The following is a 22,906-nucleotide window of genomic DNA, read 5'->3' on the forward strand; positions in this document are numbered from 1 at the left end:
CTGGTTTGGTCGCTACGCGACGGAAAGCTTTTCTTAAAATTCTTCTTCTATAAACATTAGGTCACTACGTGACGAACCCAAATCCTTACGAATCTGGGTTCTTTTCCTATTGATACCCCTGGTTCTGCGAGAACTCTGTTTTGTTCGTCACGGCGTCCAGTTGCGTTTGCGGGATGGGCCGTAGTACGTGGTGATCCTGCAAATTCACAGCGTTATCGGGCGCGTAAGCTTTGATACGTTCCACCAATTTGCCGGTACGTTTCAAATCGAACCAGCGAATCTGTTCGCCAGCCAGTTCACGGGCGCGTTCGTCCAGAATGAAGTCGAGCGTTACCTGAGTTGATGTGATCTGCATGGCCGCTGATTTACCCGGTTTGGCAGCGCGCGTACGTAGCACGTTGACGTAATCGGCCGCAGCTTGTAGATTACCCAGTTTCATTTGTGCCTCAGCTGCAATCAGATACACTTCCGCCAGACGTATCACAAATACGTCGCGGGCACTTTGTGCTTCGTTCAGGTTCGCTCGCGTAGGATCCATGAACTTCGACAGGGTAGGGTAGCGCAGATTGTCTTTCGTCGTTCCGTTGGCGTTGTAAATTTTGCTACGGTCAAACGTCTGATACTTGCGCGTGGCCTCGAATGCGTCGGGGATTTCTTTTCGGGTACAATACACCGCCGTATCACCGATATTCATCCCCGCCGGACGCGACGTTGAATTAGCCAGCCAGACTTCCATAAAGGAGCCTTCGTACCGAGCGTCGTTATCGCTGTAGAGATCAAGCAGAAAACGGGTTGGCATGTAGCGGTTGAACGGACGCCCGTTCACAATATCACGTACCAAACCGGGCCGGTCGTCGTATTTCATCAGAAACAACAGGTGACCGTTGTTACTGCCCCGGCTGTGGCCGTATGGATTGAACGTAGTGTTTACGAGGTCGTTGATCGCCAGGTTTGCTGCATAATCCACTACGTAGATGGCCTCTTTGGTTTTCAGATTGCTCATTTTCCAGAGGTCGGCGTAGTTGGCTTCCAGCTTATACGTATTGCTGGTGATCACGGCCTGCGCCATTTCGAGGGCTTCTTTGTTCATGTTCCGTGTCAGATACATGCGCGCCAGAAACGCCTGAGCCGCCCCTTTCGTTACTTTGCCGTATTGCGCCTGTGTAACGGGCAGATTGGCAACAGCATACTTCAAATCTTCAAAAATCTGATTGTAAAACGTTTCGACGGGCGTACGATTGGCAGTCGAAACAATGCCGTTCGTTTCCTGCGTCGTGAAATGCACACCACCCCAGGTTTCAACAATATGCCAGTAATAAAAGGCCCGCAAAAACCGAAGTTCGCCCTCGCGAATCGGACGTAGTGCAGCCGACAAGCCTGCTTTATCGATTCGCGCGATACCCCCATTACAGAGGTTAATAGCGGCATAAAACTCACGCCACTCACTCGTGAGCGCTGCATTACTGCCCTGTAGGTTCAGGTATTGAGTCAGATCGCGGTAGACTTCTCCTGATCCGCTCGTCCAGATGTCGGTGCCGGTTTCGGATATGTTATAGGCTTCCTCCTTGCCATACCACCACCGCTGATACGTATAGGCCGCATTGACCAGCGTTTCGAAACCCTCGGGCGTAGAGTAAACGGTTTCGGCCGTTAAGCCGCTAGGGTTGTATTCTTCCAGTACGTCCTTACAAGATGTAAACGTGAGCAGGAAGAAGGCCAATAACCCCGTTTTATTGATCAAAAATGATTTCATGTTCAGTACTGAATTAAGGGTTATAGATTGACGTTCAGGCCAAAAACGTACAGTTTGGTCATCGGGAAATTCTCAGAGCCACCGCGCTCTGGGTCGTAGTTCAGTTTGGTGAACGTGAACAGGTTTTTACCCGTTACGTACAGCCGAACGCCCCGAATTACTTTCGACCGCAGGAACGTAGCGGGTACGTTATACGCCAGCGTGATGTTTCGAATTCGGGCGAACGTACCATCAACATAACCAAGCGTCGAGAGGTATTTCAGACCGCCGTTTTTGTTCGGGCGGGGATATGCGTTGGTTGGATTTTCGGGCGTCCAGTAGTCAAGACCTGCCGTGCTGTTACCAACACCCTGCGAGTCGAAACGGGCCGAACGGTCGGAGTTGATCATCTGACCGACGCGGGCGTACAGGAATACGTTCAAATCGAAGCCTTTGAATTTGACGTTGTTATCAAAACCACCGCTCCATTTTGGCCGTGGATTTCCGAGAATGATTCGGTCGTTAACAGCATCTATCTTACCGTCGCCGTTCTGGTCTCTCACCCTGATTTCACCGGGTAATTGCGTTGGCGAAACAGCCTTGGCTGCCTCAGCCTCAGACGTTTGCCAGATGCCCAGCTTCTCGTAATCGTAGAAGATGTTGATGGGTTGGCCGATAAACCAGCCGTTACCAATGTCGTTGCCACCCGTTACCAGTTCCGTAATTTCTTCCTTGTTTTTGGTGAACGTTACGTTGCTGGTCCAGGTCAGGTTCGATGTGCGGATGTTGGTGCTTCCCAGCGTGACTTCAAAGCCCCGATTGCGCGTTTTTCCGATGTTCTGCTTAACCGTCGTTACGCCTGTTGTTGGCGGCAAACCACGATCCAGCAGCAGGTCCATCGTGCGGGTGTCGTAATAATCAATCGACGTATTGAGCCGCCCGTTGAACAGGCCAAAATCTACCCCGAAGTTCGTTGTGCTCGATAATTCCCAACCTAATGCTGCGTTTCCTACGTTGCGTGAGAAGGTATAGGCCGGAGCCGGTACTTCGTCGTAACCAAAGGCCAGGCGTGTTAACGTAGTTTGTGTCGCATACGGCCCTGAGGGGTCGTTTCCGGCAATACCGTAGCTCGCCCGGACTTTCAGATCGCTCAAGCCTTTTATTCCCTGCATGAATTTCTCTTCGATGATCCGCCACGCGAAGGCTGCCGATGGGAAAAACGTCCATTTATTGCCGGTTGCCAGTTTCGACGAACCATCTTCACGAGCGGTCAGCGTGAGCAGATAACGGTCGCGGAAAGCGTAGTTTAAGCGGGCCGCGTATGAAATCAGGTTGTTCTGCGAATAGTCCGAGTTGATTTTGATTTCCTCGGTAGCGCTACCCAGCGAGTAGAACAACTGCGACGGTAGCAGCTGATTCACACCCGAAGCCGTTACGTTATCGGACTTGTTACCAATGTAGCTGGCAATTCCGGTAAGCGTAAATGCATGCTGGCCAAGCGTCCGCTGATACGTTACTACGTTCTCCCAGTTCAGACTGGTGCTGTTGCTGGCGTTGTAGGTTGCCAGTGATTTACCCGTCAGTGAACGATCAATGGATTTTGGCGACGCATACGAACCGTTACGTAGCGAAGCCAGGTTGACACCCACCGTGCTACGTATCGTCAGGCCTTTTATTGGCGTCAGTTCGAGGTATCCGTTTGTCAGAATCCGGGTTGTCAGAATGGAATTATTGAACACGTTCGGCTGCTCGTCCGACAGTGGGTTGGACGTCTGACCATCCAGCATGAAGTAGTTGAAGTTGCCATTTGCATCATACAGCGAACCCAGCGGACTGATTTTGTTGGCCTGGTTCAGCGGATCGCGACGAACGCTCTGATTGTAGTACGTTAGCTGGCTCAAGAGGCCAACTTTCATCCAGTCGTTGATGGTGTAATCGACATTCAGACGGCCTGTATAACGCTTCAGTTCATCCAGTTTCAAAACTCCTTTTTCGTTAAAATAATCGACCGATACGTAGGACTTCAGTCGATCAGAACCGGCGCGAATGCCAATCTGATAATCCTGTTGCAGGCCATTGTGAATCAGCTCGTTCTGATAATCTGTCCAGATATTTTTTTGCAGCGCATCGTATTCTGCTACGTTCGTGAAAATGGCAGCGTCATCGGCGGGGCTTTTCCAGATACCAGCCGCCCGCCAGGCTTCCCGTTTCAGATCGCGGAACCCATTAATATCCATCGCTTTCGGATACATGGTCACCTGCGAAATCCCCGAGTAGGCATTGAACGAAATATCCGGTTTGCCCGATTTTCCTTTTTTGGTCGTAATCAGAATAACGCCGTTGGCACCCCGCGACCCGTAAATCGCAATCGACGACGCATCTTTCAATACGTCCATCGTTTCGATGTCGTTGGCGTTGATGTCTTCGAGGTTGCCGTATTGAATTCCATCGACTATGATCAGTGGCGCGTTATTACCGCCAATCGATCGGTTTCCCCGAATACGGATGCTAACGCCAGCACCGGCCTGACCACTGTTCCGGGTAATGTCGGCACCGGCAATTTTACCCTGTGCGGCTTCCAGTACGTTGGCGGTTGGCACTTCCTTCAATTGTTCGCTTTTAAGCTGAACTACCGAACCCGTCAAATCTTTTTTCCGAACAGCACCGTAGCCAATGACCACAACTTCATCAAGCGAACTCACGTCAGGAGCCATCGTTACGTTGATCGCTGACTGATTGCCAACCACTACGTCCTGACTTTGGTAACCGACAAACGAAAACGTCAACGTAGCACCGCTTCCGTCGGGTACCGATATTCTGTATTGACCATTCGCATCGGTTGTCGAACCACGCGTCGTGCCTTTCACAACGACACTTACGCCCGGCAGCCCCGCATTTTTCTCATCCTTTACCGTTCCCGACACCACACGGTCAGCCGCTTCGACGGTTGGGTCAACGACCTGTGTGCGAGGCTCTGTGTAGGTTTCCAGAATGATTTGCCCTCCAACCAGCCGATATGACAGCTTCATTGGTTTCAGTAACTCGTCTAGCGCTTCATTCAGGCGTTTTTCGGAGAAATTGATGGTTACGGGCCGTTCTACGTTCACCGCTTTCGAGCTGTAGACGAACCGGGCTGCGGTCTGTTGCTCAATTTGTGACAAAACGCTACGTAGTCGTTGCCCATCGACTTTGAGGGTAACGGGTCGACTCATCAATTCCTGGCCGAGGCCGTCGAAAGCCATCGTCAAACTTGCACAGGCGATGAGCAGAAACAGTTGAACAGCCGAAATTTTCATAATCCACAGAAGGGTTTTAACCTGCCTACCTGGAGAGTTACCTATACGTACAGGTTCTCTTTTTTTCATACTTTTAAGGGTTTTTGTTAAATGGACATTTGACAAAATCATCCCTTTGTTCGGGGCAAGATTCGCGGTCTACCCGAATTGGGATTCATGGAGCGCTGGTTTGTGTTGAAAGCACGACCAGCGTTTTTTTACGTACCGGGGAATGGAAATTTTTAGGTCATAGTTTAGGTTTAAGTGGCTGTTTGTGAAAGACTTAATCGCCACATCCTTTTCCAGAGACCAGAATGGTGGTTCCCTGAACTTCGTAGGTTGATTTCAAGGCGGCACAAATGATGTCGAGTTGCGTGTAAAGCGGCTGATTGGTAAGGTCGGCTGTGAGCGGGCAGTTATTCTGACTCTCGCTCTCTACTTCGATGTTGATTCCGTAAGCCTGTTCCAGTCGCGTTAATACGTCGACTAACGGCGTATCGTCGAACTCGAAAGACACGGACTTTTTTTCGGCTTCAGGCGTTTTGATGACCTGTGGTGCTTCGACCAGTCCCGTTACGAAATGCTGCTGTTCTTCGAAGAACGTAGCGGCCTGATTCGGGCTCAACACCACTCCATTCGATGTTGTCTTTTCCTCCGCGCCCTCTTCATAAATGGCCACTCGGCCCGTTACAACTTCTACCCGCACCTGCTTCGTATTTTGCTGATTACGAACAAAAAAGCTGGTCCCTAATACTTTGGTCACTACGTTACCGGCGTATACATAGAAGGGGCGCGAGGGCATTCGTGCTACGTCGAAAAAGGCATCACCCGTGAGGAAAACGGTACGTTTGTCGGCTGCGAAATGCTTCGGATAACGTAGTGAACTATGCGCGTCCAGTTTAACCGTGCTTCCATCTTCTAGTTGGACCGCTACCGAATTTGCTGATTCGTTTGTTTTTTCAATCCAGCCCTCCTGAGTAAACGGAGCAGGTATCGACTTGGCCAGCGACGGAAGTAACGTAGCATCGGGCCGTTGTGCGAAATACCACCAACCAACCAGAACCAGCGAAGCCGCTACGCCAACCCAGCGAAACAGAACGGTACGTAGTGGAATAATCCGGGTCGATTCGTCTTCTTCAGCCGTATCCATTTTATCCTGAATCCGATTCCAGAGACGGTCCTCCAACTCGTCCATATCGAGTTGCTGCCCCGTTTCGCCGGACTCGGTTTCCAGTAAGCCATACCAATGCTCAACAAATGCCTTTTCTTCCGGCGTACAATCTCCACGAAGGTATTTTTGTAGAAGCTCTTTGAATGACTTTCGACTCATGGTCTGGTAGCAAAGGTTTATACTACCTAAGTCAAACAACTCGTCCGGAACCGCAAATGATTTTATTAATTAGAAGAAAATTACAATAAAACGGATAAGTACAACTTGATATTATTCGAATAATCCTAAAAGGTGTAAGTTGTAGATAATTGACAGAATAATCACTTGATTTAAGACTATTGCTTTCGCGTGGGGCTTCGACAGGCTCAGCCTGACAGTCCACATAAATTTGTTGATTCATGCTGGACTGTCAGGCTGAGCCTGTCGAAGCCCCACGCGAAAGCAATATGTTCACGTATTCTAAACAGTAATAAGCAAAAGAAGACTCGGCAAAAGATAGCTGCGTAGGTAGGTACGTAGCGTTTTAACAGCGTGACTAAGATGGTATTCGACGGTACGTTCCGGTACGTTCAAATTTGATGATATCTGCTTGACGGATTGGCACTCCAGCCGATTCAGTTTAAAAATTTCGCGGGTTTTTTCGGGAAGATCATTCAATTGTTTTTCAACGACAGCCATTAGCTCATCCAGTTCCATCTGCTCGTCAGTACTTGAGGAAGCTTCAGGCAAATGGGCGTAAGCGTATTCGGTATATTTCTCGTGAATCAGCGTTGATTTAATATGGTTGATGATGGCGTACCGAATAGCGGTAAACAGATACGCATCAAGCCGTTCAATACGCAGTTCGTTACGTCGCTCCCATAGTTTTAAGAATAATTCCTGGAGTAGCTCTTCAACCGCATCCTGCGATTCTATTTTACGACGGGCTGTGGCATATAACTTCTTCCAATAGCGCAGATAAATCTCCCGAAAAGCAGCTTCATCGCCTGTCCGAAGTCGGATGAGCAGTATTTCGTCAGGTAGCGATTTAAGATTCATAACTATATGGGATCGCAGCTAATAATTTTTGAATTATTCCCAGAATACATTTTACGGATGAAAATTCACGCTAAGACTAACCGTCTATTAATTTCTATAGATTACTTTATTTTATCAAGCAAAAGTTGTCTATTTTTTATGCAATCGTTACCGGGAACGTTGCTAGTAGCCTGATTGAATCTGCTTCAACCCATTTATATACATGATTTCTTAACATAGATTTTAATCCTGGACGTATCGTCCTAGGAAAAATTTTGTATTTTACCGATACGTGGACTGTATTCGCACACGTAATAATTTGTCGGGCGTGATCATATAGCTGACTTACTAGTTAGCTCGGCGGTTTTCTCAAATCACTTTGCTTCTTACTAATACTACCGGAAAGTAAAATGAGCCGACAGCAAGCTGGTTATCAGCTAGATTTGATAAAACTAAAATTCCGCCTTTATGAAAGCACATCTGCTGTTTCTCTTGCTATTAACCAGTAGTTCGTTGTTGGCTCAGACTAATTATGTGGTGCGTGGCCCAAATTCGACTACCCCTGGTATGAACAATACCATTTTAGGTCCCAATGCGGGGAATTTGACACTGACGGGCCTGAACAATACGTTTATGGGATATATTGCTGGTCAAAACAATACATCTGGCAGTAGTAATGTATTTGTGGGAAGCAGTGCAGGACTAGCTAACACAGTCGGGACCGACAATACATTTTTGGGAACCTCTACGGGTAGAACTAATTCAGCAGGAACCGTTAATACATTTATAGGCAGTATTGCGGGGAGCAACAATACTACAGGAAATGGGAATACGTTCGTTGGTGCTTATGCAGGCGTAGCTAGTACTACAGCCGCAAATAACACGTTTATAGGTGCTTTTGCTGGTCAAAAGAATACGTCAGGAGCATCTAATGTTTTTATGGGAGCCAATGCAGGTGTTAATAATACAACGGGTTTCCAAAATACGTTTATAGGTACTAGTGCAGGGTTAAATAGCACCTCAGCGGTTAATAATACGTTTATAGGATCTTTAGCAGGTCATAATAATACCGTAGGAAGTACGAATGTATTTATAGGTACTTTGGCAGGGTTCAGTAGCACAACAGCTAACAATAATATATTTGTAGGGGCTTTTGTCGGTCAAAATAATACATCAGGTACTTCTAATGTACTTATGGGGACCCTTGCCGGATCTTCTAATACAACAGGGACCGACAATGCATTTTTCGGAACCTCCAGTGGTAAAGCCAACACAACAGGGAACGTAAATACGTTTATAGGCAGTATTGCGGGGACCAATAATACCACAGGTAGTGCCAATACGTTTATTGGCTCGTATGCAGGAGCCGCTAATACTACAGCCCTAAATAATACATTTATAGGATCTTTTGCAGGGCAAAACAACACGGTAGGTTCTCAGAACACGCTTATAGGTACTAATGCAGGTTTAAGCAGTACTTCAGCTATCGGCAGTACATTTATTGGGTCTTTTGCTGGCCAGAATAACACAACAGGGGGCGAAAACACGTTAATTGGAAACTCTGCGGGCTTTAAAAATACAACAGGTTTTTTCAATGAATTTATTGGCTCTTCATCGGGCCTGAATAATACAACAGGTTTCAGTAACATATTCATTGGGGCTCAGGCAGGGTATAATAATAGCAACGGAGGAGGCAATATCTTTATGGGATTTCATTCAGGTCTTAATAGTGTTAGTGGGTATAGTAATATCTTCTTAGGGGAAGGTGCAGGTGAGACGAACACGACAGGCAGTGGCAATCTAATGCTGGGTGCAAGCAGCAAACCGGCCAGCGGCACGCTTCAAAATGCAGTAGCCATCGGCACTAATTCCAAAGTAGCACTCAGCAATGCTATCGTTTTAGGCGACCCTACTAATACCAGCATCGCAGTAGGCATCGGTACTGACTCTCCCCAATTTCCTCTCGATGTACGCGGAATCATCAACTTACGGAACAATGGAACGCTCAAATTCAGTCACCTGATAAATCCCTTACTGCGTAACGGATACACCGACCAGTTTTTAACCGTCAACGAAAACGGGGAGACGGTGCTGGCTAAACATCGTTTGCACATCAACGACGTAAATCAGTGGAGCGATAAGGTATTCTCCTCAACGTATCAGTTAAAGCCGCTGGCTCAGGTAGAACAGCATATCCAGCAACACGGTCATTTACCTAACGTACCTTCAGCAGAGCAGGTCGCGAAAGAGGGTATCGATCTGGTTAAGCTGAATGCTACGTTGCTGGAAAAGATTGAAGAGTTGACTTTGTATAGCATTCAATTGGCTAAGGACAACCAGAAGTTGCAGGAAAAAGACCAGCAACGTCAGCAGGAATTTAACGAATTAAAACAACTCGTTAAGCAACTCCTGGATAAGAAATAACCTTAGCTTTTATGGTTGAGGTACTTTCCCAGACAAAACTAAAAACGCCAGCCTTTATCAGGAAGCTGGCGTTTACTTTTCTATTTCAATAAGTGTAATTTATGAGATTACTATTTTCTATCTCAGACTGAGTGATTCTTTAGCCAACTCAGTGCCTGCTGAATAGCTTCCAACGAACTATATCGGGGTTGATAATCCAGTAATCGACGGGCTTTTTCGATACTGCCATTTGGGCTATGAGCTATATGATCCCAGGTTAAATGGGCGTCCTGTGCTGATACTTGTTGCCGAAACTCCTCCCAGGGCACAAACCGTAATTTAGCTGGTTGTCCATACCAGGTTGCCAGCGATTCGGCATAGCCGCGTAGGGTCAATGCTTTAGCTGATACAATATGGAAACATTCGCCTACGGCCTGCTCTCGATGAGTCAGCGCCTGCATAAATCCCAGCGCCACGTCGTCGGCATGCACATGATGTAAGGTTTCCATGCCCAAGTTGGGCAAAAGCACTTCCTGACCTTGTTCGAGCTGTGCAAACACAGCGGGATTGAGATTTCCGGCTGGATTAATGGGTAGCCATCCTGGGCCCACAATATGACCAGGATGGAGCACAGTTGTAGGCAAACTTCGCTGGTCAATTTCGCGTAACAGAAAATCTTCAATAGCCGCTTTCTGAATGCCATAGTCGCCAAAAGGGTGGCGGGGTTGGGTTTCGTCGGTTGGTACTTCGACACTGTGTCCGTGTACCCACATGGTTCCGCAATGCAGGAAATGATCCAGACGACCTTGTAAGGCACTCACCAGCTGACGGGCACTGTCGATTTGGAAACAGATCAGATCAATAACTACTTGTGGATTCAAATCAGCGATGGCCTGACCAAACTTGCCCTGCTGTTCAAGCTGGCTACGATCTAACGAAACTAGTTGTACTTGTTTCCAGGCTTCGTTTGGATGATAAGGATTTCTTTGTTGACGGCAAACACAAGTGACCTGATGGCCAGCTTCTACCAAACGGGGCACCAGATATGTACCGATATGTCCGGTACCACCAATAACGACTACACGCATAAGGAAAAGATTAGTATCTGCTTATGAGAGACGTAGCAGATGCGTTTACAGGAAAATTAATCAATCCTATCCAGTATGCTACTTCGCAACTTGTCCCTCAGTGGACAACCAATGTCCGCAAATGGACACTTTCGCTGGATAATATTCTGGAATAACTTCATCCACAGTCGATTCAGGCTTGTTTGCCAAGTTGGTAACAGATTTGTACTTAAAAATAGAGACAAATACTTTCCGCTACGATCACGCTTCCCTGGGCAGTCTATGAGAGCTCCTGACAAAGAACCGAACCATGAGCATGCTCCGCGTTGGGCCCGTTGGTTGCTGACTCGCCTGCACCCCGACGATACGTTGGAGGAGGTTTCTGGTGATTTGGATGAGTTGTATACGTACTGGTACGCACGATCTGGCCGGACGCAGGCGACGCTACGTTACCTGCTCTACGTAGTATCTGTACTGCCGCCGTTTGTGCGACGACGACAACAAAGAGAAGACTATTATAAACAACATTTAATCCTGAACGCTGATATGTTACGCAATTATGTCAAAATCGCATTACGCAATATAGTCAGACAAAGAGGCCTGACTTTTATTAATATTCTGGGCCTTTCGATTGGGCTTTTCTGTTTTGTCTTTTTTCTGTTATATGCCTTAAGCGAATTCAGCTTTGACCGTTTTCATACCAATGCTGATCGTATTTATCGTGTATACCAATGGGACAATTGGACGAACACCGGAGAAACCGCTCATCCCATGCCGCTTGGCCCGGCTATGAAACAGGATTTGCCGGGGGTGAAGCAGTACGTTCGTATACGCGATGCTTGGCGGGAAAGCTTTACTAAAGCCGGAGATAAAGTTACTCAGGCAAAAATTTCCTTTGCCGACCCGCAATTCTTTTCCGTCTTCTCATTTACCTTCAAAAAAGGCAGTGCAGCATCCGCGTTAAACGATTTGTACAACGTAGTGCTGACAGAAGAAACAGCGGTAAGGCTCTGGGGCAAAACAGACGTAGTAGGTAAAATTATTGAAGTAAAAGTTCAGGATAAGTACGAGCCATTTGTGGTATCGGCGATTATTGAAAATATACCTTCCAACTCAAGCATTACATTCCAGATGCTTGGCAATTTCAATTTTTTGACCACCGTTACGTCCGATGGTAAAGGCCAGGTAAATGATTGGCGTTATTCATCCAGTCAAACGTATGTACAACTGGACCATACTAATTCACTGAATGCTGTAAAAAAACGACTCGATAACTTTTATCGAAAGTATAATGCTGATACGGAAGCGGAAACAAGAAAAAAGGGCTGGAAAGGTGCCGGGCTGTCTAGAGCGTATGGCTTGCAACCACTTCTGGCAATGCATATGGATACTCAGCTAAAGGGCGCTCAGGTGGCTGCTACTGATCCTGAACTCGTCTGGATTCTGCTGAGCATAGCCACTGGTATTCTGCTGATTTCCTGTATCAATTTTACTACATTGGCCATTGGCCGTTCGGTTCACCGCGCAAAAGAAGTTGGTGTACGCAAAGTAATGGGCGGAAACAAACGGTCGCTCGTAGTTCAGTTTATAGCGGAGGCACTGCTGCTTACTATTCTTTCTGCCAGTTTAGGTTTACTGCTTTTACAAATCTTTCTGCCTTATTTTCAACAGATTTCAGAACGAGAGCTTCGCGTTTCATTTGTCCAGTTTCCTGAATTAAGCTGGTTGCTGGTCGGCTTAATTCTTATTGTTGGTCTATTAGCTGGTAGTTATCCCGCATGGATACTTTCTGGCTTTAAAGCTGTCGATGCGTTGAAGACAAAGGTAAAACTGAGCGGCTCAACGATTTTTACAAAATCACTGGTTACAGTTCAATTTGTCTTATCCGCCGGATTCATTATTGCTACGCTCATCATCCTTCAGCAATTGAATTATATAAAGTCGAAGAATCCGGGTTTTAAAAGCGAGAATATCATTGTTGTCAATGCCGACGGAACCTGGCCAAAGGAAATCTATCCGTTTTTTAAACAGCAGATAGCTGCCCATCCCGGAATTATTGGGGTGACTGGTTCGGATCAGAATTTAGGCGGACTGTCGCATAGCAATACCGAAGTGGAAGTGAATGGGCAGCCTAAAAAAATAAATGAATTGTTTGTAGAACGGGATTATCTACAGGTTATGGGCATGCAATTGAAGGCTGGCAGAGATTTCAATCCGGCTATTACTTCCGACAGGGAAAATGCCGTCATCATTAATGAAGCCATGATGAAAGAGTTTGGCTGGACACTTAACAATGTCATTGGCCAACAGATAAAGGGCTATAGAAAAGATTTCAATCCTGTCGTTATTGGCGTTGTGAAGGATTTCAATTATCAGTCATTCAAGATGAAAATTGAGCCGCAACTATTTCACCAACTAGCGGATTACCGTCCCTATAAATATTTTGTGCGCATAGCGCCTGGCGATCCCTCCCAAGTGCTGGCCACTTTACAGGCTTCCTGGAAAGAAGTTGTACCGGATTTTCCGTTCAGATACAGCTTTTTGAACGAAGATTTGAACCGTACCTACAAATCAGAAGCCCGATGGAGCAACATTGTGGGATGGGCCGGCGGTATTTCTATTTTTCTGGCTTGCCTTGGATTATTGGGACTTTCTGCACTAGCCGTGGCCAATCGTACCAAAGAAATCGGCATTCGAAAAGTCCTGGGAGCGTCGTCTACAACCATTTTCGGGTTATTGTCCAAAGATTTCGTGAAACTTGTGCTGGTGGCTGTCCTGATTGCGTCTCCACTAGCCTGGTGGGTTATGAATAAGTGGCTCCAGGATTTCGCTTTCCGAATCGACATCGAGTGGTGGGTATTTGCCCTGGCTGGTTTGCTAACCATCGGGATATCGATTTTCACGATTGCCACACAGGCAGTTAAAGCCGCATTGACCAACCCGGTTAAATCACTACGTAGCGAATAATGCCACTCCAAATTCCCCGTAGAGACAAGGCATCCCTTGTCTCTACCAATGCCTATCTACGCCCCTTGTTCATCACTTGTTGGTACGTTCGTATTTCAGCATCTTGTTAGCCCAGGGAATAAAATACTGGAAATTAGGTGCATCCGTATGGCCGCCATTATGCTGTCTCCAGGCCAGTTCACCGTCCATCAGGCCGGTCAATACAGGGGGCATTTGTTCGGAATTATAATCGTTGCTCACGCCTAAATCTTTCGCTCCCAGCAATTTAAATACCGGCCCGGCGGCAACTGTAGCCTTATAACTTCCGGTTTGATCGAGCCATTTAGCATCACCTTTTTCGGGTATGCCATAACTAACGAACGTTGGTCGTGGCGCACAAAGGGCTATTAATTCGTGCGAGTCAATTGGAAGATCGCAACCCGTTTTTCGGCCGAATGACGATTCTTCGGTTGCGTATTTCAAATAGTTACCGGCCATCCAATGATACTCTCCGCTGCCGGCAAGGCTTTCGACGGCTTCTCCGAATACCCGGCGCTGTAACGTAGTACCGCCCTTACCCGATGAACCGATTAATCCTAGACCAAAACGCTGATCGAACGCCATCGTGACCAGTGCCGCTTTTCCATATCGCGAAACACCTTCAATACCCACCTGTTTGGCGTTTACCTGCGGTTCGGTTTCCAGATAATCCAATGCTCGTGAGGCTCCCCACGCCCAGGCTCTCAACGATCCCCAGTCTTCGGGTTTACGCGGCTGGCCTTTGTTTACCAAGCCAATGATACCTCGTGTCAGACCGGCACCGTTATCAGCCTGAATACTACCTGTTTCCAGCGTGCAATAACCCCAACCCGCTGCCAGCAACTGTTCGGTTGGCGGTGAATCGCCGTTTGGCGCGGGAGCAAAGAAATTAGGACCGGGTAATCGTGTAATGGGCGCATAAGCTGGGTACTTATCAAAAATGGCCTTCATCTCCGGATTTTGCCTGATCATCATTTCCTTGAACGTAGCATTGATTTTCTCCATGTCGGCGAGCGAAGGCTGTGCCGGGGCTGGCAACGTAGGAGGCAGAAATCCAAACATCATCAATACCGGCACCGGTCCTTTTACGTTCTGCGGAAGCACCAGCACCATATTGATATTGACGTTTATGAGCGGGTATTCGCTGTTATCGACCCGACCGATCAGATGTTTCGCCACTACCGGAATTCGGCCCACCATTTCGTTATCAGTCACTTTGGTGATCCAGGTCACCTTCGGTACGTTCTTTGGAACCCGGCCATACATCTCCCGTTCAAAATCTTCTATAATTTCAGGACGACGTACCTGCCACCACTGTTCGGTTGTGGTTACTTTTTTTCCATTCCTGGTTGTTAGTACGTCCGGCAATTGCGGACAAGGTTCGGCCTGAGACTCATCATAATTGGCATGGTTGGGCGCTGATTCATTACCACTTGGGCCTGGTCTTAACTTTTTGATACCCAGTTGCTGCATCATATTCGCCTGATCTTCAGCAGCCGTAAACGTTTTCAGTCGAGGATATTTACTACTGTCGATAGCAACCTGCTGGGCTACTGCTACGTAGTGAAAGCATATCAACAGTACAAATGCCAGGTATTTTTTCATGATAGTTGGGGAGTAGGCTAAGGTTTATTGGTCGGTTCGGAAAGGGGAAGCAGGTAAACCTTCTTTATTGTACAAATTTGGATTGACTGGATTATCGGCCCAGGCGTAGCGCACGTATTGCGGATTCGATACGTCATCGCTCCAAACCACTACGTTGTTTCCTTCGATTTTAGCTTTCGCCCACACGAATTTTTTATCGGCACCCGCAATGGCAAATTCACCCAACTCTTCGCCATCGTTGGCCACCAGACCACTGCCTGTACTCGTAAAGTTGATGACAATTTTGTTGCCTTCAACGGCGGCCGATTGATATAATGGCCCCGACGAAACAAGGGTTTCCTTGTAAGCCGTTTTCAAAGCAGCCAAAGCCAGCCGTTCACCCACATCTTTCTTATTGTCAGGATGAATATCATTCCATTCGCCCAGGTCAATGGCGACGGTCATAGCCGTATTGGGTACAGACAGCGCTTTGAGCTGCGCTTCACGTAACATAGCCCAGTTACTTTCTGTGGGCTGATAGTTGTAATCCATGAAACCCGGAAGCTGGACGTACAGAAACGGTAATGGCCCCTGTTTCCAAAGGCGTCGCCAGTCGTTGATTAGTGCGGGCTGCAACGTAGCATATTCCTGAGGTTTGCCAGCGTTGGTTTCACCCTGATACCAGCAAAACCCTTTGATCGCATAGTTTATTTCTGGGGCAACCATCGCATTGAACAACGCCGTTGGCTGATTTTGCGCATTGATACCTCCGGCTGAATTGCCTCCCGCTGAATTGCCTCCCGCAATCGGCCGATACGTAGTACCAACTTTATAGTACCACGTTCCTTTCAGATCGACGGTATCTGCACCAGCGAAAATGCAGTAGGGTTTGTCGGGTACGAAGCCTCCTTTGCTGGCGTTGTTGGTGACACGTATCACAAATACGTTCTTTCCAGCTTTCAATACGTCTGCTGCTACGTTGTATCGGCGTTGGGGATACATATACGTAGTGCGCCCGACTGATTTACCATTGATATAAAGCTCATCAGCATCGACGATACGTCCCAGAAAAACCCGGGCAGGCTTGCCCGTCATCGAAGCGGGAATTTCAACCTCTTTTCGATACCACACAACACCGTTCAGATCTTTCACGCCCTGATCTTCCCAATAACCCGGTACGTTGATTGGCCGCCAGCCTTTCGGGACATACGCTACGTCGAACCATTTTGTGGAGCCTGCCATACCCAAATCAACCGGTGGCGCTGGCCGGGTTGACGTAGCAGTCTGTCGTCGGGTGAGACTATTGATATACGTAGTGTCTTTATTTTTCTCGATGGTCGCTTTCAGGGCGTCAAACTCTTTCAACCCTTCTTCACTCGTCCAGGCTTCGATGGGCGTACCACCCACACTGGCGTTTATGATGCCAACGGGAATTTTATATTTCTCATGAATTTTCTTCGCGAAGAAATACGCCACTGCCGAAAATGGCCGAACGTCTTCGCCAACAGCCGCTTTCCATTGCCCGCTCGGAAGATCGTTTTGTGGGCCCTGCAGATTAGTCAGGGTAGGGATCCAGAACTGTCGGATTTGCGGGTAATTAGCCTCCCGAATGTCCTTGGCATACGTAACGTCATGAATATTCAGTTGGTGAACCATATTGCTTTGCCCACTGCAAAACCAGACATCACCAATCAGAATATCCTTCACAGTAAGCTGCGTACTTCCGATAATTTCCATCGTGAACGGGCCTCCTGCCGACATGGCGGGCAAACCAAGCTGCCATTTCCCCCTGGTTTCCGTTACCGTTCTGTAGTTCTTATTGTTAAATCGTACGGTGATACGTTCGCCAGGAGTTGCCCATCCCCAAATTTTGAGTGGTACGTCCCGTTGCAGCACCATACCATCGCTGATCAATTTGGGCAGACGAAGCTGTGCCTGTGCTACGTTGGCTGTTAGCAGGAGCAGACAGACGTAGCACAACCTCGCTACGTATAGGGCGCTGAGATCAATTGACAAAATCAATGTTTTTGATTCTTCTGTAAAAAACTGGAAAGTCTCTCACCTATAAGCGTCAATTGCTTGAATCATACCATCGGGATTATAGGTCAGATCGGGCACTTTCATATTTCGTAGATGTGTCTTTCCAGAAATAGCGATTTGTGTAAGTGTTCGATACGCTCACTTACACAAATCGCATCAATTTAGCTGTCTACTAGAAAATCAAAAACTCCTGCTACTACGTTCACTCCATTAATAACCCGGATTTTGCGGAAACTTAGGACCTTCGACAACCCGATCGATTTGGGTCTGCGGAATGGGACGCAGCATGTGAAAATCCTGAATATATTGGGCCGCTTCCGGATTCCAGGCTTTCACGCGACGTACCAGCGAACGGGTACGTACCAGATCATGCCACCGCTGCCATTCGCCGAACAGTTCACGGGTTCGCTCGTCCAGAATAAAGTCTACCGTTACGTCGGCGGCTGCAATGGTCATGGCGGTGGCTGCTGCCGTATTCTGAGCGGCTGTATTGGTTTTTCGATAAGCTGCCCGCTGACGTACTACGTTGAGCAAAGCCGCAGCTTTTGTCGCATCGCCCGCTTTCAGGTACGCTTCCGCGCCCGTCAGATACACATCCGCAAAACGGTACAAGACACAGGGACGCGTCGATGGGTCGTTGAAGTTCGCGCCCCGGCTTGGGTCCATGAATTTCTTCAGGGATGGAAAAATCCCATTATCCCATAAACTGGGCGGTACAACAAGCCCTTTAAACGGTCTTGTACCGATGAATTGCGGTGCACCTTCCACTTCAAAGTCGGGCATCCAGACGGCGGTATCGGCGCCGACAACGGTTGTATAACCGATACCCCGTTTATTATTGGCAGCCGTAGCCGTGTTGGTAACGGACGTATTGGAAATATAAACTGTATAGAACGAGTTACTAAATCGGGAATCGACAGTGCGGTTCGTAAACGCCTGATCCAGAAAATAATTTTTCCCAGCGTTTGCCCCCGAAGGCCACTTGTAGCTATTTGGCCGCATACGAACGTAAGGACGTCCATATTGCGAATCCCGAATCATCAGAGAAGTGCCGCTGTTCACGTAGGCTCCCGCAGCGCTTTTGAACGAGTTGATGCCGCTGTTGTTGGGGTAATTCCAGGTTGTAAACCAGGGCGTCAGGTTATTTGCCGCACCACCACTTTCGCCAGAACCTACCTTATAGTAACCATATTTAGGATCCAGCACGTGATCGCTGACAAACATGGTTTCTTTACCATAATCGTTGGCTGGAACGAACGCATCCCCAAAGTCCTGCCATAGATCAAGACCATACGACGATTTATTGGCGATGATATCGGCACAAATGGTGGCTGCCTGCGTAAAATCAGCGGCTGTATTATTTAACCATCCACGAGTTAAATAGGCCTTAGCCAGCAACAGTTGGGCTACAGGTTTGGTAGCGGCTTTTCCCAGAAACGGCGCAGTCGGCTGATTCGGCAAATCAGTAGCTGATTCGGTCAAATCCTTAATAATCTGCTCGTAAACCTGAGCTACTGGCTGGCGGGAAGCGGCCTGTGAAGGCACCGTAATAAACTCCGTATTGAGCGGTACGTCGCCCCAGGTCTGCACCAGATAAAAGTACCAGAATGCCCGCAGAAACTTCGCCTGTGCCAGATATTGTTTGCGCGTTGTTTCAGGTAAATCAATCGTTTGTCCGTATTTCAGCACGCCATTTAACGTATTGATATCCTGAAAAGCGATGCCCCACGCCGAACCAAAATTGCTCCCGTTCAGGCCGTTATACGTATATGCTGGTCCTCCTCCGCTACTGACCCCCTGTAAAAAATCGTCGGTACCCGCCTGCATTTCTACCGTGAACCCTTCGGTGCCCCACTGCCCCCGGATGTCGTTATAGACACCGGCGATTCCACCTAATACGCCAGACGGACTGTTGAAATAGGCAGGAACAATCTGTGATTGCGGGTTCTCTTCTAATATTTTTTCGCAGCCCGTGCTGAGTAACGCTGTGAGACTCAGTATGGCCAGAACTTTTATGGTTTTCATCGTCGTATCAAAGGTTAGAATTTAAGATTTACCCCAAGCGTGAATTGACGTACGGGTGGATTGTTCAGGTTCACGGCGATCTGACGCTCTGGGGTTCCGCGTTCGCTGGCAAACTGCGGGTTCAGAGTCGACGTACCACTGGCATAACTATTTCCTTCTGGATCGACAGCTAAATTCTGGCTAACCAGTGGCGAATAAATGATGAACGGATTGGTTGCGTTGACATAAATCCGGGCGGAATTTATACCGATTTTTCTGATCAACTGACTGGAAAAGGTGTAGCCCAAGTTGATGCTTCTACACTTGATGAACGAACCATCATAATACCCCAATGTTGACCCAAAATTGGCGACCGCCCCACCTGCATCAGGAGCCGGGTATGCATTGGTCGGATTCGCTTCAGTCCAGTAATCGACTTTCACCTGGTTAACTCGGCCCTGATTGAAGAACGCGAAACCGCCTGAGCCGGTAGAGTTACCCGTCAGGTAAGGCACGATTACTTTCATACCTATACGAGCATACGTAACAATCGATAAATCAAAGTTTTTGAAACTGAAGCGGTTGGTAAAGCCGCCCTCCCAGGCGGGCTGGAAGTTGCCAAGAATCTGCCGGTCGGAGGCATCAATTTTGCCGTCTCCGTTTACGTCTTCCACTCGGATCTGTCCGGCGAACTGAACCGGTGACGTTTGTTTGGCCAACGTACCGTTTTCTTTGTCCGCTGTTTGCCAGATACCAATTTTCTTGTAATCATAAATTACTGAGAGTGGCTGCCCAACAAACCAGCCAGCCCCTATATTGGATTGCTCAGCTGGGGTAGTGAGCTGTGTAATTTTCTCACGGTTAAAGAAATACGTAACATCAGCGCTCCAGTTAAATCCTGTCGGATTTCTCAAAACCTCAAACGTCAGCGCTGTTTCCAAACCTTTTCCTTCGGTTCTTCCCAGGTTTTTCAAAGTCGAACCAGCTCCGTTGCTCGGCGGTAACGGCACCGACAAAAGGATATCCTTCGTTTTCTGGTGATAATAATCTACCGAACCACTAATCCGGTTATTCAGGAATCCGAAGTCAACCCCGATATCGATTTGAGATGTAGATTGCCAACCCAGACCCGTAGCTGGTAAACTGGTAACGGTATACGCCAGTTGCTGTCCGGCAGTACCAGTTCCGAAATTGTAATAGCCAGCCGAAAGCGCGCCCAACGTAGCATAGGCCCCTACGTTCCTGTTCCCGGATATACCCCAACTGCCCCGTACTTTCAGGTTTGAAATAAAAGGAACTTCTTTCATAAAACTTTCTTCTATTACGTTCCAGCCTGCGCCAATTGCCGGGTAGTTAAAATACTGATTACCTGGCGATAACGTAGAAGAACCATCTCGCCGTAGGGTCAACGTCAACAGATAACGGTCGTTGTAACTATAGTTTACCCGACCCATGTACGAAAGCAGGCCAAGTTCAGAAAACGAGTTGCCGAAGTCTGAATTCGCGACGGGTGTTCCGGACGCCAGCGAAAAATTCGACGTTTTGATGTAATCAGCTGGAACACCTGTTATCGTAAATCGGCTGCCCAATGAATGGTTTTGGGTAACCTCATACAGGCCTGTAACACCGATTTTATGCTTTCCAAACGTTTTGTCGTAATACAGTAAGTGCTGCAAATTGACATCCCAGTATTCGGTATTGCTGATTTCGGCAGTCGATGAAGACTGCACCGTGGCTGTGTTAAAATAAGTGAGTGGGCCGCCGTAACCGTTGTAGTTTGACTGGCTAAAATTTAAACCCGCATTGAACCGATAGCGTAGGCCGGGGAGAATACTCAACTCAGCATAGAGGCTATTAAAGGTACGTAGTGACCGTGTGCGGCCTAAGTACGAATCCTTTTTGGTGTTGATCGTCAACGGGCTGACTATAGCCGCATCAATAGAGCCCTCCGCCGGGAACAGATTTACCGAACCATCTGCATTATACGGTGAAGCCAACGGCGTTAAACGTACCAAACCACCCGGAATACCACCACCACCTGGCGTATTTTGATACGTTAACGTATTGAGGGTATTTAAGCCTACTTTGATACGTTTGCCAATTCGCTGATCAATGGTCGCCCGTATATTGATTCGGCTAAAATCCTGACTGGGAATAATACCGGTCTCATTAAAGTAACCCAGCCCCAATGAATATTGTGTATTTTCAACTCCACCCGTCATGCTGAGCTGATGGTTGGTCATGAAGCCGGGTTTGTATATCAAATTTTGCCAATCGGTCGAAACGCCGGCCGCTAACGCATCTTTCTCTTTTTGGGTGAGCGGATAACCAGTGGTACCGGGGGCCGTACGGTTATATTTTGCCGCATCATCTTTAAACTGGGCATACTCCTGACCATTCATTACGTTGTATTTGCCCATGATGGAGGTAATGCCATGATATCCATCATAGCTGAATACCGGTTTGCCCACTTTCCCACGTTTCGTGGTGATCAGAATAACCCCACCGGCCCCTCGCGACCCATAGATCGCCGTTGCTGAAGCATCTTTCAGAATTTCCAGATTAACAATGTCGTCTGGATTTATATCATTGAGCCCGCCATAAGGTATCCCATCGACCACAACCAATGGGCCATCCAATCCATCACTGCCGTTGGAACTGGTTGTCAGCGTTCTGTTCCCTCGGATTCGAATCTGCCCCTGCGAACCGGGCGTAGTACCATTGCTGACGATAGATACCCCAGCTGCGCGCCCTTTTAATTGGTTTACCAAGTTAGGCGAGGGCACTTCTCTCAGGATAGCTTCGCTAACCGAAGCTACTGCCCCGGTAACATCCCGTTTGCGTTGCGTACCGTAACCAACTACTACTACTTCACTGAGTGTTTTGTCATCGGCAGCCAACGTAACATTGATAACCGATTGATTTCCCACGGTTACTTCCTGTGTAGCATATCCGATAAAGGAGAACACGAGTACCGTACTAGCTTCATCGGGAATAGCGAGTCTGTAATTCCCGTTTCCGTCGGTAGTTGTACCGCGTGTCGTAGTTTTTATTTGAATATTTACTCCCGGTAAACCTTCGCCGTTTTCACCCGTAACTCGGCCTGATAGTTGTCTATCTACAGCCGTCTCGATGTTGATTTCAGTAGAAGCATTTTGCAGAAGCTGCGGTGCCGGAGCGACAGTTCTTTTTATCACAATTTGCTGACCCACAACCTCATAAATTAAATCTAGTGGAGTCAGAATGCGATCCAGTACCTGCGAAAGCTGTTCATTCTTCGCCTGATAATTAATTTTTCGCTTCGATTGAATAATTTCCCGGCTGAACAGAAACTGGACGTTGGCCTGTTTTTCAATTCGCCGAATCGTCACTTCAACATCTTCATTTTGGGCTGAGATAGTAACTCGTCGACTCAGAAGTTCCTGCGCCACGCCATCCGAGGCAAAGCCAACGTGGGTTAGAACAAGGGCTAGCAAAATTTGCAGGCTTGAGATTTTCATAATCCTGATCCAAACATTGCGATTGATGAAAAGGTAATGCATACATTTATGCGTTTTTGTTGTTTTGGAAGAAATGACAAAAAACAGCCCCCTTCTCATCAATAGAGATGTAATGTGTGTAGCTAATA

12 protein-coding genes are annotated in these 22,906 nt (G+C 47.6%); 3 read left to right on the plus strand and 9 right to left on the minus strand.

The window, feature by feature from the left end; translation table 11 throughout:
* Positions 1-106 precede the first annotated feature (106 nt).
* The 4 genes from IC229_RS05455 to IC229_RS05470 form a co-directional block, all read right to left on the minus strand.
* Positions 107-1,753: a RagB/SusD family nutrient uptake outer membrane protein gene (locus IC229_RS05455; protein WP_190885927.1), complete on the minus strand. Its 1,647-nt coding sequence runs from the start codon at positions 1,751-1,753 to the stop codon at positions 107-109.
* Positions 1,754-1,773: 20 nt separating this feature from the next.
* Positions 1,774-5,097 carry a TonB-dependent receptor gene (locus tag IC229_RS05460; protein WP_190885928.1) on the minus strand — a complete coding sequence of 1,108 codons (3,324 nt, stop codon included), beginning with the start codon at positions 5,095-5,097 and terminating at the stop codon, positions 1,774-1,776.
* A gap of 193 nt (positions 5,098-5,290) precedes the next feature.
* Positions 5,291-6,337 carry a FecR family protein gene (locus IC229_RS05465; RefSeq protein WP_190885929.1) on the minus strand — a complete coding sequence of 349 codons (1,047 nt, stop codon included), beginning with the start codon at positions 6,335-6,337 and terminating at the stop codon, positions 5,291-5,293.
* A 300-nt stretch (positions 6,338-6,637) separates the two neighbouring features.
* On the minus strand, positions 6,638-7,216 hold the full coding sequence (locus tag IC229_RS05470; RefSeq protein ID WP_190885930.1) for an RNA polymerase sigma factor: 579 nt from the start codon (positions 7,214-7,216) through the stop codon (positions 6,638-6,640).
* A gap of 447 nt (positions 7,217-7,663) precedes the next feature.
* Between IC229_RS05470 and IC229_RS05475 the strand changes: the two genes are divergently transcribed.
* Positions 7,664-9,619 (plus strand): cell division protein ZapB, encoded by a 1,956-nt coding sequence (locus IC229_RS05475; RefSeq protein WP_190885931.1) that lies wholly within the window; start codon positions 7,664-7,666, stop codon positions 9,617-9,619.
* A gap of 122 nt (positions 9,620-9,741) precedes the next feature.
* Here IC229_RS05475 and IC229_RS05480 read toward each other — a convergent pair whose 3' ends face one another.
* Positions 9,742-10,686, minus strand: coding sequence for an NAD-dependent epimerase/dehydratase family protein (locus IC229_RS05480; protein WP_190885932.1), 945 nt, complete (start codon positions 10,684-10,686; stop codon positions 9,742-9,744).
* Between the two features lie 23 nt (positions 10,687-10,709).
* Here IC229_RS05480 and IC229_RS35685 point away from each other — a divergent pair, with 23 nt between their 5' ends.
* Both IC229_RS35685 and IC229_RS05485 read left to right on the plus strand, forming a co-directional pair.
* Positions 10,710-10,841, plus strand: coding sequence for a hypothetical protein (locus IC229_RS35685; protein WP_262893382.1), 132 nt, complete (start codon positions 10,710-10,712; stop codon positions 10,839-10,841).
* A 106-nt stretch (positions 10,842-10,947) separates the two neighbouring features.
* Positions 10,948-13,632 carry an ABC transporter permease gene (locus tag IC229_RS05485; RefSeq protein WP_223833873.1) on the plus strand — a complete coding sequence of 895 codons (2,685 nt, stop codon included), beginning with the start codon at positions 10,948-10,950 and terminating at the stop codon, positions 13,630-13,632.
* Positions 13,633-13,704: 72 nt separating this feature from the next.
* Here the strand turns inward: IC229_RS05485 and IC229_RS05490 are convergent, their stop codons facing one another.
* The 4 genes from IC229_RS05490 to IC229_RS05505 form a co-directional block, all read right to left on the minus strand.
* Complete coding sequence (locus IC229_RS05490) at positions 13,705-15,255, minus strand: glucuronyl esterase domain-containing protein (RefSeq protein WP_190885933.1); 1,551 nt, start codon at positions 15,253-15,255, stop codon at positions 13,705-13,707.
* A 24-nt stretch (positions 15,256-15,279) separates the two neighbouring features.
* A complete protein-coding gene (locus IC229_RS05495; RefSeq protein WP_394355926.1) occupies positions 15,280-17,250 on the minus strand; it encodes a sialate O-acetylesterase in 1,971 nt (656 codons plus the stop codon).
* Positions 17,251-17,484: 234 nt separating this feature from the next.
* Positions 17,485-19,299 (minus strand): RagB/SusD family nutrient uptake outer membrane protein, encoded by a 1,815-nt coding sequence (locus IC229_RS05500; protein WP_190885934.1) that lies wholly within the window; start codon positions 19,297-19,299, stop codon positions 17,485-17,487.
* Between the two features lie 14 nt (positions 19,300-19,313).
* Complete coding sequence (locus tag IC229_RS05505) at positions 19,314-22,778, minus strand: TonB-dependent receptor (RefSeq protein ID WP_190885935.1); 3,465 nt, start codon at positions 22,776-22,778, stop codon at positions 19,314-19,316.
* Positions 22,779-22,906: the final 128 nt, after the last annotated feature.

This window comes from Spirosoma profusum, assembly GCF_014699005.1.
Lineage (GTDB): Bacteria > Bacteroidota > Bacteroidia > Cytophagales > Spirosomataceae > Spirosoma > Spirosoma profusum.